The 15,722-nt window shown below is 60.5% G+C and carries 13 protein-coding genes and 2 tRNA genes; 11 read left to right on the forward strand and 4 right to left on the reverse strand.

Going from position 1 to position 15,722, the window contains the following annotated elements:
• Nucleotides 1-64: 64 nt before the first annotated feature.
• The 5 genes from hflK (at nucleotide 65) to P3S72_RS03410 (ending at nucleotide 6,992) form a co-directional block, all read left to right on the forward strand.
• Entirely contained in the window at nucleotides 65-1,240 is a 1,176-nt protein-coding gene (gene hflK / locus P3S72_RS03390; protein ID WP_276196068.1) for an FtsH protease activity modulator HflK, read from the forward strand.
• Entirely contained in the window at nucleotides 1,240-2,106 is an 867-nt protein-coding gene (gene hflC / locus P3S72_RS03395) for a protease modulator HflC (RefSeq protein WP_247398201.1), read from the forward strand. Before hflK ends, hflC begins: the two co-directional genes overlap by 1 nt.
• Before the next feature lie 280 nt (nucleotides 2,107-2,386).
• On the forward strand, nucleotides 2,387-3,574 hold the full coding sequence (locus tag P3S72_RS03400) for an ATP phosphoribosyltransferase regulatory subunit (protein ID WP_276196070.1): 1,188 nt from the start codon (nucleotides 2,387-2,389) through the stop codon (nucleotides 3,572-3,574).
• Between the two features lie 54 nt (nucleotides 3,575-3,628).
• Nucleotides 3,629-4,918, forward strand: a complete 1,290-nt coding sequence (locus P3S72_RS03405; RefSeq protein WP_276196072.1) for an adenylosuccinate synthase — start codon at nucleotides 3,629-3,631, stop codon at nucleotides 4,916-4,918.
• Between the two features lie 139 nt (nucleotides 4,919-5,057).
• Nucleotides 5,058-6,992, forward strand: coding sequence for a methyl-accepting chemotaxis protein (locus P3S72_RS03410; protein ID WP_276196073.1), 1,935 nt, complete (start codon nucleotides 5,058-5,060; stop codon nucleotides 6,990-6,992).
• Nucleotides 6,993-7,104: 112 nt separating this feature from the next.
• Here the strand turns inward: P3S72_RS03410 and P3S72_RS03415 are convergent, their stop codons facing one another.
• The 3 genes from P3S72_RS03415 to P3S72_RS03425 all read right to left on the reverse strand — a co-directional run bounded on the left by P3S72_RS03415 (nucleotide 7,105) and on the right by P3S72_RS03425 (nucleotide 9,926).
• On the reverse strand, nucleotides 7,105-8,670 hold the full coding sequence (locus tag P3S72_RS03415; protein ID WP_276196075.1) for an iron ABC transporter permease: 1,566 nt from the start codon (nucleotides 8,668-8,670) through the stop codon (nucleotides 7,105-7,107).
• Nucleotides 8,670-9,695 carry an iron ABC transporter substrate-binding protein gene (locus tag P3S72_RS03420; protein ID WP_276196076.1) on the reverse strand — a complete coding sequence of 342 codons (1,026 nt, stop codon included), beginning with the start codon at nucleotides 9,693-9,695 and terminating at the stop codon, nucleotides 8,670-8,672. Before P3S72_RS03420 ends, P3S72_RS03415 begins: the two co-directional genes overlap by 1 nt.
• A gap of 144 nt (nucleotides 9,696-9,839) precedes the next feature.
• Nucleotides 9,840-9,926 (reverse strand) — tRNA-Leu (locus tag P3S72_RS03425).
• Here P3S72_RS03425 and P3S72_RS03430 point away from each other — a divergent pair.
• Nucleotides 9,901-10,095, forward strand: a complete 195-nt coding sequence (locus P3S72_RS03430) for a hypothetical protein (RefSeq protein WP_276196078.1) — start codon at nucleotides 9,901-9,903, stop codon at nucleotides 10,093-10,095. The genes P3S72_RS03425 and P3S72_RS03430 overlap by 26 nt on opposite strands.
• A 9-nt stretch (nucleotides 10,096-10,104) precedes the next feature.
• Here the strand turns inward: P3S72_RS03430 and P3S72_RS03435 are convergent.
• A tRNA-Leu gene (locus P3S72_RS03435) sits at nucleotides 10,105-10,191 on the reverse strand.
• A gap of 224 nt (nucleotides 10,192-10,415) precedes the next feature.
• On the opposite strand from P3S72_RS03435, the gene rnr reads away from it, so the two are divergent.
• The 5 genes from rnr (at nucleotide 10,416) to P3S72_RS03460 (ending at nucleotide 15,722) form a co-directional block, all read left to right on the forward strand.
• Nucleotides 10,416-13,052, forward strand: a complete 2,637-nt coding sequence (gene rnr / locus P3S72_RS03440; protein WP_276196080.1) for a ribonuclease R — start codon at nucleotides 10,416-10,418, stop codon at nucleotides 13,050-13,052.
• The gene (gene rlmB, locus P3S72_RS03445) at nucleotides 13,049-13,804 is read left to right on the forward strand and encodes a 23S rRNA (guanosine(2251)-2'-O)-methyltransferase RlmB (protein WP_276196081.1); all 756 of its coding nucleotides are present in this window, start codon (nucleotides 13,049-13,051) and stop codon (nucleotides 13,802-13,804) included. The genes rnr and rlmB overlap by 4 nt, the downstream gene beginning before the upstream one ends.
• A gap of 309 nt (nucleotides 13,805-14,113) precedes the next feature.
• Nucleotides 14,114-14,536, forward strand: a complete 423-nt coding sequence (gene rpsF / locus P3S72_RS03450; RefSeq protein WP_226505553.1) for a 30S ribosomal protein S6 — start codon at nucleotides 14,114-14,116, stop codon at nucleotides 14,534-14,536.
• A gap of 28 nt (nucleotides 14,537-14,564) precedes the next feature.
• Nucleotides 14,565-14,795 (forward strand): 30S ribosomal protein S18, encoded by a 231-nt coding sequence (rpsR, locus tag P3S72_RS03455; protein ID WP_002551829.1) that lies wholly within the window; start codon nucleotides 14,565-14,567, stop codon nucleotides 14,793-14,795.
• 36 nt (nucleotides 14,796-14,831) lie between these two features.
• Entirely contained in the window at nucleotides 14,832-15,722 is an 891-nt protein-coding gene (locus P3S72_RS03460; RefSeq protein WP_276196226.1) for a hypothetical protein, read from the forward strand.

The raw sequence follows: 15,722 nt of genomic DNA on the forward strand, positions 1-15,722 counted from the left end.
GGCATTCTGTAGCATTGGTCGGCGCGCCGTGGGTGCGTCTTTGCTTTATCAGATGGAGAGCGCTATGGCTTGGAATGAGCCGGGTGGCAACTCGAATAATCAGGATCCTTGGGGTGGTAAGCGCCGCAATAATGGCGACCGCAAGGGGCCACCGGATCTCGACGAGGCCTTCCGAAAGCTGCAGGAAAGCCTGAATGGGTTGTTCGGTGGTGGAAAAAAACGCGGTGGTGACGATGGCGGTCGCACAAGCAAGGGCGGCGGCTACGGCCTGCTGGGCCTTGGGCTTGTCGTGCTCGCGGCTGTGTGGCTGTATAGCGCGGTCTACGTGGTGGACGAGCAGGAGCAGGCCGTGGTGCTGCGCTTCGGCAAGTACTACGAGACTGTCGGCCCAGGCCTGAACATCTACTTCCCGCCGATCGACAAGAAGTACATGGAGAACGTCACGCGTGAGCGTGCCTACACCAAGCAGGGCCAGATGCTGACTGAAGACGAGAACATCGTCGAAGTGCCGCTGACCGTGCAGTACAAGATCAGCAACCTGCAGGACTTCGTGCTGAACGTCGATCAGCCGGAAGTCAGCCTGCAACAGGCGACTGAGAGCGCCTTGCGCCACGTGGTGGGCTCCACCGCGATGGATCAGGTGCTCACCGAGGGTCGTGAGTTGATGGCCAGCGAGATCAAGGAGCGCCTGCAACGGTTCCTCGACACGTATCGCACCGGTATCACCGTCACCCAGGTCAACATACAGAGCGCAGCCGCACCGCGCGAAGTACAGGAGGCCTTTGATGACGTGATCCGCGCCCGTGAAGACGAGCAGCGTTCGCGCAACCAGGCTGAAACCTACGCCAACGGCGTCGTGCCGGAAGCCCGTGGTCAGGCCCAGCGCATCCTTGAAGATGCCAACGGTTACCGCGATGAAGTGGTCTCCCGTGCCAAGGGTGAAGCGGATCGCTTTACCAAACTGGTCGCCGAGTACCGCAAGGCACCGGAAGTTACGCGTGAGCGTCTGTACCTGGACACCATGCAGGAAGTCTTCAGCAACACCAGCAAGGTTCTCGTGACCGGCAGCAAGGGTGGGCAGAACAACCTGCTGTACCTGCCGCTGGACAAGATGATCGAAGGTGGTCGTAGCGGCGCCAGCGCACCGGCTACCGGTTCGAATGCCGCTGCCAACGAAGCGAGCGCCCGTGCGGCCGCTGACTTGCTGCAACAGCAAACACGTACCAGGGAGAGTCGTTGATGAACAATAAATCGCTGACAGCCCTGATTGTGGGCGTCGTCGTGGTCATCGCTGCCTGGAACTGCTTCTACATCGTGGCTCAGACCGAGCGTGCGGTGCTGCTGCAATTCGGTCGCGTGGTCCAGGCGGATGTCCAGCCGGGCCTGCATGTGAAAGTCCCCTACGTCAACCAGGTGCGCAAGTTCGACGCACGCCTGATGACCCTGGATGCACCGACACAGCGTTTCCTGACCCTGGAAAAGAAAGCCGTGATGGTTGACGCCTACGCCAAGTGGCGCGTCAAGGATGCCGAGCGCTTCTACACCGCGACCTCCGGCCTCAAGCAGATTGCCGACGAGCGCTTGTCGCGTCGTCTGGAATCGGGTCTGCGTGACCAGTTTGGTAAGCGCACCCTGCACGAGGTGGTGTCCGGTGAGCGTGATGCGCTGATGGCGGATATCACTCGTTCGTTGAATACGATGGCGGAAAAAGAGCTGGGGATCGAAGTTGTCGATGTCCGGGTCAAGGCCATCGATCTGCCGAAGGAAGTGAACCGCAGCGTGTTCGAGCGCATGAGCACCGAGCGTGAGCGTGAAGCGCGTGAGCACCGTGCCAAAGGTAACGAGCTGGCCGAGGGTATCCGTGCGGATGCCGACCGTCAGCGTCGTGTGCTGTTGGCCGAGGCCTATCGCGAGTCTGAAGAAGCGCGTGGTGATGGTGATGCGCAAGCCGCGTCGATCTACTCTAAAGCCTACGGCCAGGACCAGGAGTTCTACGCGTTTTACCGTAGCCTGCGTGCCTACCGTGAAAGCTTCGCGAGCAAAACCGACGTCATGGTGCTGGACCCGAGCAGCGACTTCTTCCGTTACCTGGAAAAGTCCAAGTAACTCAATGTTCACTCCCGTCGGGCGGCTAAAACGCCTGGCGGGGTGATCCTTTGAGAAAACGGGTGTATGATGCGGCAGCCGGGAAATTCCCGGCTTTTTTGCGTCTGCATGTTTGATTCGGCAGGCGCGACAGGTTTTTCGAGGAAAGTGCCCGACGAGGCCGTTTGCAGGCCGTTCGTCACGTCGCTCTTGCGCGTGGTTTATGCCAGGGGCGGGCATTTTCTGCTTCACTCAAGGCTCGGCCGAGGGTTGGCCGCCCGGATCATAGGGGAATGGCGTAATGGCAACGGTAGACCGCTGGCTGCTGCCAGATGGCATCGAAGAAGTACTGCCACCAGAAGCTGCGCGCATTGAAGTTGCGCGTCGCCAGGTGTTGGATCTGTTCCAGAGCTGGGGTTACGAGTTTGTCGTGACCCCCCATATCGAGTACCTGGAATCCCTGCTGACCGGCGCGGGCCAGGACCTGGATCTGCGCACCTTCAAGGTCATCGACCCGCAATCGGGCCGGCAAATGGGGTTCCGTGCCGACATCACGCCGCAAGTGGCGCGCATCGATGCGCACACCCTGCGTCGCGAAGGCCCGAGCCGTCTGTGCTACGCCGGCAGCGTGCTGCATGCAAAGCCGCGGGCGTTGTCGTCGTCGCGCAGCCCGATCCAGTTGGGCGCCGAGTTATACGGCGATGCCAGCCCGAGCAGTGACGTGGAAGTCATCAGCCTGATGCTGGCCATGCTGCAACTGGCTGACGTGCCGGATGTCCACATGGACCTGGGCCACGTTGGTATCTACCGTGGCCTGGCCCGTGCGGCGGGGTTGTCCGGTGAAGTGGAACAACAGTTGTTCGATGCCCTGCAGCGCAAGGCGATCGACGAAGTCATTGCCCTGACCGAAGGCGTGCCGGCCGAACTGGCTGACATGCTGCGCGCGTTGGTGAACCTGTGCGGCAGCCGCGAAGTTCTGGATGCTGCACGTGAGCGCCTGGCCAATGCGCCGGCGCCGGTATTGGCGGCACTGGATGACGTGCTGGCGATTGCAGAGCAGTTGTCGGCACGGTTCCCGCAACTCCCGCTGTATTTCGACCTGGGCGAGTTGCGCGGCTACCACTACCACACCGGTGTGGTGTTCGCGGTGTTTGTGCCGGGTGTTGGCCAAGCCATCGCCCAAGGCGGTCGCTATGACGATATCGGCGCCGACTTCGGTCGTGCGCGTCCGGCCACCGGTTTCTCCACCGATTTGAAAACCCTGGTGACCCTGGGGCGTGCTGAGGTCGAGCTGCCGTCTGGTGGCATCTGGATGCCCGACAGTACGGATGCAGCACTCTGGCAGCAGGTTTGCCAGTTGCGCGGTGAGGGTCAGCGTGTCGTCCAGGCTTTGCCTGGGCAACCATTGGCCGCCGCCCGTGAAGCGGACTGCGACCGGCAATTGATTCTGCAGAACGGGCTTTGGCAAGTATCGCCACTGGCTTCTTGAGTTTTCCTGCCGGCCAACGCCGGCACCAAGTTTGCGCGAATGAGGACAAGTGTTATGGGTAAGAATGTCGTAGTCCTGGGCACCCAATGGGGTGATGAGGGCAAAGGCAAGATCGTTGATCTGCTGACCGAACATGCTGCCGCCGTAGTGCGCTACCAAGGCGGCCACAACGCTGGCCACACCCTGGTCATCGATGGCGAAAAAACCGTCTTGCACCTGATCCCGTCGGGCGTACTGCGCGAAGGCGTGCAGTGCCTGATCGGCAACGGCGTCGTGGTTGCACCGGATGCCCTGCTGCGCGAGATCACCAAACTGGAAGAGAAAGGCGTACCGGTGCGCGAGCGCCTGCGTATCAGCCCGTCCTGCCCGCTGATCCTGTCCTTCCACGTTGCGCTGGACCAGGCCCGTGAAAAGGCGCGTGGCGAGCTGAAGATCGGCACCACCGGTCGCGGTATCGGCCCGGCCTATGAAGATAAAGTCGCGCGTCGCGGCCTGCGTGTTGGCGACCTGCTCAACATGCCGCGCTTTGAAGACAAACTGCGCGAACTGGTGGAATACCACAACTTCATGTTGGTGGGTTACTACAAAGAGCCAGCCATCGAATTCGACAAGACCCTGGCCGAATGCAAGGAATACGCTGAGCTGCTCAAGCCGCTGATGCTCGACGTGACCGCCGAGCTGCACGACCTGCGTCGTGCTGGCAAAGACATCATGTTCGAAGGCGCTCAAGGCTCGTTGCTGGACATCGACCACGGTACCTACCCGTATGTGACCAGCTCCAACACTACCGCTGGTGGCGTGGCTACCGGTTCGGGTGTTGGCCCTATGTTCCTGGACTACATCCTGGGCATTACCAAGGCTTACACCACTCGTGTCGGTTCGGGTCCATTCCCGACTGAGCTGTTCGACGAAGTCGGTGCACACCTGGCCAAGCAAGGTCACGAGTTCGGCGCAACCACCGGCCGTGCTCGTCGTTGTGGCTGGTTCGATGCCGTTATCCTGCGTCGTGCTATCGATGTGAACAGCATCTCGGGTATCTGCCTGACCAAGCTGGACGTGCTCGACGGTCTGGAAACCATCAACATCTGCGTCGGCTACAAAGATGCAGAAGGTAAGAGCGTTGCTCCGACTGACGCTGACAGTTACGTGGGGCTGCAGCCGGTGTACGAAGAAGTGCCAGGCTGGACCGAATCGACCGTGGGTGTCAAAACCCTGGAAGAGCTGCCAGCCAATGCGCGTGCTTACATCAAGCGCGTTGAAGAGCTGATCGGCGCGCCGATTGACATTATTTCGACGGGCCCGGACCGCAACGAGACCATCGTTCTGCGTCACCCGTTCGCTTAATAAGCTGTTGATGTAAAAAGCAAAGGGCTCCTTCGGGAGCCCTTTGTCGTTTCAGTTCGCCAAACGGCACGACCCTTGCTGTATTTCCTTTTTTCGCGGTGCTATCAAATTAATGGCACCCGTGGTGGAGGGATTCCCGATGTCTGCCGTTCTCTCATTGTTACAAAGTCGACTGTTGCGGCCGGTGTTCGTTACCCTAGGTATCGCTCTTTTGGTGCAAGTGCTGGTGGCGGTTGCTCTAACTCGGAGCACAGTCACGGCGCTGGAAGCTGATTTGGGCAATCGCCTGGGGCTCGACAGTCAGAAACTGTCGAGCGAATTGGCCCAGGCTGGCAAAGAAGTCACATCCAGCCTGGACAGCTTGTCCAGCAGCACCCGTCAGCGTCTGACTGCTGGGCTTTCCGCGCGCCTGCAGGAAGAGCAGAAGCAACTGCGTGCGACCCTGGAAAAAGACCTGCAAGACTCCGCTAATGACATGGCGCAATTGCTGGCCTCCGTGGCGCCCCGTGCCATGTGGGACAACGATGTGCCGACGCTGTCGGAGTTCGCCCGACGGGCCCAGCGCAATCCCAACGTGTTGTTCGTGGTGTATGACGACGCTGCCGGTGAGCATCTGACGCGCTATCTGAACCGGGAAAACCCGATCAACCAGGCTTTGCTGGAAAAGGGCAAGGGCGACCGTGCTCTCGATAAAGTGCTGGACGCCGCCAAGGCGGACGCCTCCGTGTACTACGTCGAAGCGTCCATCAGCCCCAACGGTGTCGAGATCGGCAAGGTCCGCATGGGCGTCTCGACCGCGTCGGTAGAGGCCGACCTGCTGGCGCTGGATAAGCGCTTTGCGGCACTGATTGCCAGCGGCGATCAGTTGGTGGGTGACAGCCTCAAGGGCGCTGCGGCGGATAGTGCTGCCGCCATGGGCGCGAGGTTGCAATCGGCGCAGGCGACCGCTACCCAGATGACCGCCAACACCACGAGTGTCGTGCAAGAAGCGGCGGGTACGCTGCGCTGGCGCATCGGCATGGGGCTCGCGGTGGTCGGTTTTGGTGTCTTGCTGCTGATCGCGGTGGTGCTCGGGCGGCGCGTGGTTAATCGTCTGAAACTGTTGATCGCGGCCATGGATGACCTGGCGGCGGGCGAGGGTGACCTGACCAAGCGCGTGCAGATCAACAGCAAAGATGAGATCGGCGACATGGCCTCCGCGGTCAATCGCTTTGTGGATAAGTTGCAGCCCATCGTGCGCGAGGCCGGCGATGTGGCGCAGCGTACCGGTGTGGAAATCGGCGCGATGACCTTGCGCAATGCCGGCGCCGACGCGGCGGCGGGTTTGCAGCGCGACGAAGTGGCCGAGAGCCTGCGCGCGCTGTCGCAGATGGCCGATGAGGCCCAGGCCGAAAGCCATGCGATGCAGGCCGCGCTGCAGCAGGTGGTGGATATTCGCCAGGCTACGGATGAAAACTCACGCACGTCGGCTGAAGTGGGCAGCTTGATCGAAGCGCTGGCGGGCCAGGTGCAGGCCGGTTCCAAAGTCATCGAGCGCCTGGCAGCGCAAAGCGAGCAGATCGAAGTGGTGCTGACAGTGATCCACGGCATCGCCGAGCAGACCAACCTGCTGGCGCTCAACGCGGCCATCGAAGCGGCGCGTGCCGGTGAGACCGGGCGTGGCTTTGCGGTGGTGGCAGACGAGGTGCGTGCGCTGGCGAGTAAAACCCAGAGCTCCACCGGTGATATTCAGGCGCATATCGTGGCGTTGCAGCAGGGCGCTCGCGAGGCGGTCGAAACCATCGGCAAGGCAGGGCGCCAGGCCAACGAGGGCTTGCTGGTGCTGCGCGACAGTGTGCGTTTGCAGCAGACGGTGCAGGTCTCGGTGGAGCAGGTACACGCGGCGATTGGCCTGGCCACTCGTGCGGCTGAGCATCAAGCTCGGGGCGCGCATGCGGTACGTGGGCGGGTCGAGGTGATTCACGCTCAGGCCGAGCGTGCCGCGCAGGCTGTGGTAGAAACCACGGCCAGTGGCAAGGTGCTGGATGGTTTGGCGGCGCAGTTGAAGGCGAGCCTGGGGCAGTTCCGGGCTTAGTGTTGTCTGTGCCGCCGCCATCGGGAGCAAGCCCCCTCCCACAGTTGACCGAGTTCCAGCATTTGGAATGCGGCCGAATGTGGGAGGGGGGGGCTTGCCCCCGATAGCGGTTTCAGCGGCTCAAATACATCCGAGTGGTGAGCAAATAAACCGGCACCCCCGACACCAGAATCAACAACCCTGCATAAGGCGCTGCCGCCGCGAACTCCACGTTCGAGGTATGCGCCCACACGGCGGTCGCCAGGGTATTCAACCCGGTCGGGCTCAGTAGCAACGTCGCCGTCAATTCCTTCATCGCATCGAGAAACACCAGCGCGAACGCCGCACCCAATGCCGGGAAAATAATCGGCAAGGTCACCCGGCAAAAAGCGCTGAACGATGAAGCACCCAGTGTGCGAGCGGCTTCCTCCAATTGCGGCGCAGCCTTGTTCAGGGCTGTGCGAATCGGCGCCTGGGCCAATGGCAAAAACAGCAGCGCATAAGCAATCAGCAACAGTGCTGACGTCTGGTACAGCGCCGGCACGTAATGCAAGGCGAAGTACACCAGTGTCAGTGCAATCACCAGGCCGGGCAGGGCGTGCAGCAAGTACGGCAGGCGCTCGGCCCAAATCGCCAGATGGCCTTTATAGCGCACCACCAACAACCCCACCGGCACCGCGAGTACCAGGCACAGTGCCGCGCCACCCAGCGACAGCGCCAGGGAGGACAGCAACGCCTGGCCAATTTCGGTCACCGGGAACGCGGCCGACGAGCCTACCGCCAGCCAATAGCCGAGCATCCCCAATGGAATGCCGCTGCCGATGATCGCCAGCGTCAGGCAATACAGCTGCCCCAGCGGCGCCCACTTGCCCAGTCGAACCTGCTCCGCATGCCGCGCCGCACCCTGGCCGATACGCACATGTCGACCCTTGCCGCGCACGCGCAACTCCAGCCACAGCAGCGTCAGGCACATCGCCAGCAACACCGCCGACAACATCGCGGCATTGGCATTGCTGAATTCCAGTTCGAATTGCTGGTAGATCGCTGTGGTAAAGGTCTGCAGGCCGATGATCGACAGCGCGCCGAACTCCACCAGCATATGCAGCGCGATCAGCAGTGCCCCGGCCAGCAGTGACGGCCACAGCAAGGGCAAAGTGATGCGCCAGAACACGCCCCAGCGATTCAGTCCCAGGGTGCGCGCAGACTCTTCAAGGGAGGGGTCGAGATTGCGCAGGGTCGCCGCCACGGGTAGAAACACCAGCGGGTATTTGGACAGGGTCATCACCAGGATCGCCCCGCCGAGCCCTTCGAAGTTGGCGCTCAGCGACACCCAGGTAAAGCTGCTGACAAACGCCGGCACCGCAAACGGCAGGCACAGGATCACGCCCCACAGGCGGCGCCCCGGTAGGTTGCTACGCTCCAGCAGCCAGGCCAGGGACAGGCCAATCACGCCGCACGCCACCGTCACTCCAATCATCAGGGCCAGGGTGTTGCGCAGCAGCCCGAACACATACGGCCGCCACAGCAGATGCACCGCTTCCGCCCAGCCGGCTTGCCAGGCTTTGAGCCCGACATACGCCAGCGGCAGCAGGCTCAAGCCAACCAGAAGCAGCACGGGCAGCAACAGCCAGATCGAAGGACGCTTGCGCCTCGGGCTGTAACCCCCGCGCAAGGCCGGGGTGGGGAGCGATGGGTTCATCAGTTCAGGCCAACGTCACGTTCCATTTCCAGGGCTTCTTCAGCGTTGCCCAGGTCGGCGGGGGTGACTTTCGGCGGTTGCAGCTCGCTGAACGGCTTGAGGCCGCGATTGGACTCCATGCCCTTGCGCAGCGGGTATTCGGCCGAGGTGTTGGTGATCACGCGCTGGCCTTCTTCACTGGTCATGAACGCCAGCAGTTGTTGGGCTTCTTTCGGGTGCTTGCTGGATTTCAGCGCGGCAGCGGAAGACACGGTGATCAGGCCGCCAGCATCGCCATTGGTGAAGTAGTGCAACTGCGAGTCCAGGTTGGTTTTTTCCTTCTTCAGGGCAAACCAGTAGTAGTTATTCACCAGAACGGTGGCGACTTCGCCGTTTTCCACGGCTTTGAGGGCGACCATGTTGTTGCTGTACACCTTGCCGAAGGCGCGCAGGCCGGTCAGCCATTCTTCGGCGGCCTCACGACCGTGCAGCGTGATGATCGCCACGGCCTGCTCCTGGAACGCGCCGCTGGTGGGTACGAAGCCGACCTTGCCTTGCCATTCGGGGCGGGCGAAATCCAGCACCGACTTGGGCAGGTCTTTCTCGGCAATCAGTTTCGGGTTGAAGGCTACGACGCGGGTGCGTGCGGTCACGCCCATCCAGTCGCCATTCCTGCTGACATAGTCCTTGGGTAATACATCGAGCGTGCTGGCGTCGATTTTTGCCAGCAGGCCTTGCTCGCCGAGTTTGTTCAGCGGCGGCGATTCTTCTGTGTAGATAACGTCGGCCGGGGAGCGCTCGCCTTCTTCGACGACCTGGCTGGCCAACTGGTTGCTGCTGCCTTTGCGCACATTGACGTGGATGCCGGTCTTGGCTTCGAAGGCCTTGGCGAGGTCATCGCCGACTTCTTTGTGTTGGCCGTTGTACAGGGTTAGGGAGATTTTGTCGGCGCAATAGGCCGCGGGCGAGAGCAGGGTCAGGCCGAGCAGAGTGATGCTCAGGCCGCGCAGAAGAGATGTCTTGAGATGGGTGTCGCGGATCATCATCCGGAAGTTTCCTCGCTTGAGTGCAACAAATCGTTGCAAGGATAAACGATAAAGCTTCTCAAGTGCGGACGAGGGGGAAATCGATGGGGAAGTTTTCATGCCCCGGAAACGAAAAAACCCGCTTTCGCGGGTTTGATCTGAATTTGGTGCCCAGGAGAAGACTCGAACTTCCACGACCTTGCGATCACCAGCACCTGAAGCTGGCGTGTCTACCAATTTCACCACCTGGGCATTATCAAGCAACGTTGCCGCTGTCGATGGAGCGAACTATACGGCGGGCTTTTTGATCTGTAAACCCCTGATTCAAAAAAATAAATCGGGATTTGCTTTAAAAATCAAAGGCCTGAAACGCAAAAACCCGCTTTCGCGGGTTTTTGGGAGACTCAAGGTTGAACCTTGAGTTTGAAATTGGTGCCCAGGAGAAGACTCGAACTTCCACGACCTTGCGATCACCAGCACCTGAAGCTGGCGTGTCTACCAATTTCACCACCTGGGCAGCATCAACAACGTTGCCGTCGTCGATGGCGCGCACTATACGGAGTGGTTTTTGAACTGTAAACCCCCGCCATGAAAAAAGCCTGGAAAATTTCGCCAATGGTCGTGCAAGGTGCGTCTTGGGGGCTACAAAGTGTTTTAAAACGCTTGTTGACGCCTGAAATTTCCCGTTTCAATACGCGTATGCCAAACTAACCCACATATAGACAAGGTGAAAACTCTCTAATGGCCGATTGGCAGTCCCTCGATCCCGAGGCCGCTCGTGAAGCGGAAAAATATGAAAACCCTATTCCTAGCCGCGAACTGATCCTGGCGCATCTCGCCGATCGTGGTTCGCCTGCTAGCCGCGAGCAGTTGGTTGAAGAGTTCGGTCTGACCACCGAAGACCAGCTCGAAGCCCTGCGCCGCCGCCTGCGTGCCATGGAGCGCGATGCTCAGTTGATCTACACCCGCCGTGGCACGTATGCGCCCGTGGACAAGCTCGACCTGATCCTGGGCCGCATTGCTGGCCACCGTGACGGCTTCGGCTTCCTGATCCCGGATGACGGCAGCGACGACCTGTTCATGAGCCCGGCGCAAATGCGCCTGGTGTTCGATGGCGACCGTGCGTTGGCGCGCGTGTCGGGCCTGGACCGTCGCGGCCGCCGTGAAGGCGTGATCGTCGAAGTAGTGTCCCGTGCCCATGAGTCCATCGTCGGGCGTTACTTCGAAGAAGGCGGCATCGGCTTCGTCATTCCGGACAACCCGAAGGTCCAGCAGGAAGTGCTGGTGACCCCGGGCCGCAATGGCGCCGCCAAGGTCGGTCAGTTCGTGGAGGTGAAAATCACTCACTGGCCAACCCCGCGCTTCCAGCCCCAGGGCGATATCGTCGAAGTGGTCGGCAACTACATGGCGCCGGGCATGGAAATCGACGTCGCGCTGCGCACCTACGATATTCCTCACGTGTGGCCTGACGCCGTGCTCAAGGAAGCCGCCAAGCTCAAGCCGGAAGTCGAAGATAAGGACAAAGAGAAGCGCATTGACCTGCGCCATCTGCCGTTCGTCACCATCGACGGCGAAGACGCCCGCGACTTCGACGATGCGGTGTATTGCGAAGCCAAGCCTGGCAAGCTGCGCCTGTTCTCGGGTGGCTGGAAGTTGTACGTGGCGATTGCCGACGTCTCCAGCTACGTGAAGATCGGTTCGGCGCTGGATAACGAAGCTCAGGTGCGCGGCAACTCCGTGTACTTTCCTGAGCGTGTGATCCCGATGCTGCCTGAGCAGTTGTCCAACGGCCTGTGCTCGCTGAACCCGAAAGTCGACCGTTTGGCCATGGTGTGCGAGATGACCATCTCGAAAACCGGCGAAATGACCGACTACCAGTTCTACGAAGCGGTGATCTACTCCCAGGCGCGCCTGACCTACAACAAGGTCAGCACCATCCTGGAAGCGCCGAAGACCAGCGAAGCCAAGGCCTTGCGTACTGAATACGCCGGTGTGGTGCCGCATCTCAAGCAGCTGTATGCGCTGTACAAGGTGCTGCTGGGCGCACGCCATGTGCGTGGTGCGATCGATTTTGAGACCCAGGAAACCCGGATCATTTTCGGTTCCGAGCGCAAGATCGCCGAGATCACCCCGACCACCCGCAACGACGCGCACAAGCTGATCGAGGAATGCATGCTGGCGGCCAACGTGGCCACCGCGGAATTCCTGAGGAAGCACGAAATTCCTGCGCTGTACCGGGTGCATGATGGTCCGCCGCCGGAGCGTCTGGAAAAACTGCGCGCCTTCCTCGGCGAGCTCGGCCTGTCCCTGCACAAAGGCAAGGATGGCCCGTCGCCGAAGGATTACCAGGCACTGCTGGCCAGCATCAAGGACCGTCCGGATTTCCACCTGATCCAGACCGTGATGCTGCGTTCCCTGAGCCAGGCGGTGTACAGCGCCGACAACCAGGGCCACTTCGGCCTGAATTACGAGGCGTACACCCACTTCACGTCGCCGATCCGGCGTTACCCGGACTTGCTCACGCACCGCGCGATCCGCAGCGTGATCCACTCCAAGCAGGACACCCCGCACGTCAAGCGCGCCGGTGCCATGACCATTCCGAAGGCGCGGATCTATCCATACGACGAAGCGGCCCTGGAACAGCTCGGGGAGCAGTGCTCCATGAGCGAGCGCCGTGCCGACGAAGCCACCCGCGACGTTGTGAACTGGCTCAAGTGCGAGTTCATGAAAGACCGCGTAGGCGAGTCGTTCCCAGGCGTGATCACGGCCGTGACCGGCTTTGGTCTGTTTGTCGAACTGACCGATATCTACGTCGAGGGCCTGGTGCATGTCACCGCCTTGCCGGGTGACTACTACCACTTCGATCCTGTGCATCACCGCCTGGCGGGCGAGCGTACCGGTCGCAGCTTCCGCTTGGGCGACACCGTCGAAGTGCGCGTGATGCGCGTCGACCTGGACGAGCGCAAGATCGACTTCGAGATGGCCGAAAAAACCATCGCCGCGCCGATCGGCCGTAAAAAGCGTGGCAGCGAAACCGCCGCTCCGGCCACCAAAGGCAAGGGTGCTCCTGCGAAAGCTGCCGCCACCGAGCCTGCGCCGGCGAAGGCTGGTCGTCGTCCGGCTGCCAAGGACAAGGCCCCTGAAGCCTACCGCCCGAGCGATGCAGCGGCGAAAAACGCCGAGCTGCGCAAGAGCCGTGAGTTGAAGCAGCAGTTGCTCAGCGAAGCCAAAAGCGGTGGTAAAGCGGCGTCTGGGGGAAAGTCCCAAGGGGCGGAAAAACCGTCGAGCAAGCCCAGTAAACATCGTAAAGGCCCGCCCAAAGCGGGTTCGGCTCCCGCGAAAAGCGGCGGGTCGCGTAAACCTAAGGCCAAGTCATGAGTCTGGAAAAAATCTACGGCGTCCACGCCGTAGAAGCACTGCTGCGTCATCACCCTAAACGCGTCAAGCAGGTTTGGCTGGCGGAAGGTCGCAGCGAGCCGCGCGTGCAGGCGTTGGTCGAGTTGGCCAACGAAAACCGCGTAGCGATCGGTCAGGCCGAGCGTCGCGAAATGGACGTGTGGGTTGAAGGCGTTCACCAAGGCGTCGTCGCGGATGTCAGCCCGAGCCAGGTATGGGGCGAGGCCATGCTCGACGAGTTGCTCGACCGGACCGAAGGCCCACCGCTGTTGCTGGTGCTGGACGGCGTGACCGACCCGCACAATCTCGGCGCCTGCCTGCGTTCGGCGGATGCTGCTGGTGCGCTGGCGGTGATCGTGCCCAAGGACAAGTCGGCCACGTTGACGCCGGTTGTGCGTAAAGTCGCGTGCGGGGCGGCGGAAGTGATTCCGCTGGTGGCCGTGACCAACCTCGCGCGCACCCTGGAGAAACTCCAGCAGCGCGGCCTGTGGGTCGTGGGTACGGCGGGGGAGGCGGAGGTCAGCATTTATGACCAAGACCTCACCGGCCCGACCATCCTGATCATGGGCGCCGAAGGCAAAGGCATGCGTCGCCTGACCCGCGAGCATTGTGATTATCTGGTTCACCTGCCAATGGCCGGTAGCGTTAGTAGCCTCAATGTGTCGGTTGCGACGGGTGTGTGCTTGTTTGAAGCCCGACGCCAGCGCGGCGCCAAGGCCAAGACCAAGAAGTAATTTTGAGTCTGGCATAGATGCAAAATGTGGGAGGGTGCTTGCTCCCGATAGCGGTAAGGCAGTCACACATTGTGTCACTGATAAACCGCAATCGGGAGCAAGCCCCCTCCCACATTTGTTTTGAGGTGTCTGGATGATTGTTCAAATAATCACCAATCACCTTGCGCCCGTCCTCCCCCTTCTCTACAATTGCGCCCCTTGCCTTCCTGGCAGGCACCGATGTGCCTCCCTGCGGCAAGATCCATAAGTGTCATTCACTCCTTGTCTGACCGTTTTTGAGCGGCAGGCTACAACCCGTAAGGAGCATTCATGCGTCATTACGAAATCATCTTTTTGGTCCACCCGGATCAAAGCGAGCAAGTCGGCGGCATGGTAGAGCGTTACACCAAGCTGATCGAAGAAGACGGCGGCAAAATCCACCGTCTGGAAGATTGGGGCCGTCGTCAACTGGCCTATGCAATCAACAATGTTCACAAGGCTCACTACGTGATGCTGAACGTTGAATGCACTGGCAAGGCTCTGTCCGAGCTGGAAGACAACTTCCGCTACAACGATGCTGTGATCCGTAACCTGGTCATCCGTCGCGAAGAAGCCGTTACCGGCCAATCCGAGATGCTCAAGGCTGAAGAAAACCGCAGTGAGCGCCGTGAGCGTCGCGACCGTCCTGAGCACGAAGGCGCTGAAAGCGCTGATAGTGATGACAGCGACAACAGCGATAACGCTGACGAGTAATCCACGGACCTTTTAAGGAGCCTATCAAATGGCACGTTTCTTCCGTCGTCGTAAATTCTGCCGCTTCACCGCTGAAGACGTGAAAGAGATCGATTACAAAGATCTCAACACTCTGAAAGCCTACGTATCCGAGACCGGCAAAATCGTTCCAAGCCGTATCACCGGTACCAAAGCACGTTATCAGCGTCAGCTGGCCACCGCTATCAAGCGCGCCCGCTTCCTGGCCCTGCTGGCCTACACCGACAGCCACGGCCGCTGAGACCGGGCAGTCGACAAGTAGTAAGGGATTGAATGCATGCGCGCCTTAGCTGAGTTCATCATGCGCGGTCGTGTGCAGGCCACTCTGGTAGTGGCTGGAGCTGCAGTGTTGCCGTTGTTGTTTTGGTTGAGTGCCGCCGCGGTTTGCCTTGTGCTGCTGCGGCGCGGTTCGGACGCCTTGAGCGTCCTGGGTGTAGGCGTGTTGTCAGTGTTGGTGAGCTGGCACTTCCTGCAAGATCCAACGGCCCTTTTGGTGCTGCTCGGGACTTGCGGTCTGGCGTTGGTTTTACGCGCCGGTTACTCCTGGAATCGCGTGCTGCTGGTCAGCACGGCCGTGGGATTGTTGTGTGCGGTGAGTCTGGGAACCGTATTCGGTTCCTTCATCGAATCATTGGCGCAGACGTTTCAACACGTTATGCCGCTGGTGATGGGTGAGTCTTACGAGAAACTCTCGGCAGACCAGAAAGCAGTTCTCGCTTCACTGACGGTCCCACTGATGATCATTTCGACGGCGGTTTCGTTGCAGATCTTTAGTGTGTTGTGCCTGATTCTTGGGCGCTACTGGCAGGCGTTGTTGTATAACCCCGGTGGTTTCGGACGCGAGTTTCGCGCAATCCGAATCCCCAAGCGCGTTGCGCTGTCACTGCTGGCCGTCATGTGTGTTGCTCCGCTTATCGGGTGGAACGCCTTGATCCTGTTGCCGCTGTGCAGTGTGCCGCTGTTCTTCGCTGGGCTGTCTTTGCTGCATGGACTGGTCGCGCAGAAAAAATTGGCCAGTTTCTGGCTGGTGGGGTTTTACGTCACGGTCTTGCCGCTCATGCACTTGATCGGTCCGTTATTCGTGGTCTTGGCCATTGTCGATAGCCTGATTGATATTCGCGGTCGTCTCGCGTCCAAAGACGCCGATAACGCGAACGGTGAAGGTTAA

The organism is Pseudomonas sp. D3, assembly GCF_029320995.1.
Classification (GTDB): domain Bacteria; phylum Pseudomonadota; class Gammaproteobacteria; order Pseudomonadales; family Pseudomonadaceae; genus Aquipseudomonas; species Aquipseudomonas paraveronii.

Excerpts from the sequence above, each read along its gene's own strand:
- rnr (WP_276196080.1), top strand. The coding sequence starts at position 10,416 with ATGGCCGATTGGCAGTCCCTCGATCCCGAGGCCGCTCGTGAAGCGGAA.
- P3S72_RS03400 (WP_276196070.1), top strand. The coding sequence starts at position 2,387 with ATGGCAACGGTAGACCGCTGGCTGCTGCCAGATGGCATCGAAGAAGTA.
- P3S72_RS03420 (WP_276196076.1), bottom strand. The coding sequence starts at position 9,695 with ATGATGATCCGCGACACCCATCTCAAGACATCTCTTCTGCGCGGCCTG.
- rpsF (WP_226505553.1), top strand. The coding sequence starts at position 14,114 with ATGCGTCATTACGAAATCATCTTTTTGGTCCACCCGGATCAAAGCGAG.
- P3S72_RS03460 (WP_276196226.1), top strand. The coding sequence starts at position 14,832 with ATGCGCGCCTTAGCTGAGTTCATCATGCGCGGTCGTGTGCAGGCCACT.
- P3S72_RS03415 (WP_276196075.1), bottom strand. The coding sequence starts at position 8,670 with ATGAACCCATCGCTCCCCACCCCGGCCTTGCGCGGGGGTTACAGCCCG.
- hflK (WP_276196068.1), top strand. The coding sequence starts at position 65 with ATGGCTTGGAATGAGCCGGGTGGCAACTCGAATAATCAGGATCCTTGG.
- P3S72_RS03405 (WP_276196072.1), top strand. The coding sequence starts at position 3,629 with ATGGGTAAGAATGTCGTAGTCCTGGGCACCCAATGGGGTGATGAGGGC.
- rpsR (WP_002551829.1), top strand. The coding sequence starts at position 14,565 with ATGGCACGTTTCTTCCGTCGTCGTAAATTCTGCCGCTTCACCGCTGAA.
- rlmB (WP_276196081.1), top strand. The coding sequence starts at position 13,049 with ATGAGTCTGGAAAAAATCTACGGCGTCCACGCCGTAGAAGCACTGCTG.
- hflC (WP_247398201.1), top strand. The coding sequence starts at position 1,240 with ATGAACAATAAATCGCTGACAGCCCTGATTGTGGGCGTCGTCGTGGTC.
- P3S72_RS03410 (WP_276196073.1), top strand. The coding sequence starts at position 5,058 with ATGTCTGCCGTTCTCTCATTGTTACAAAGTCGACTGTTGCGGCCGGTG.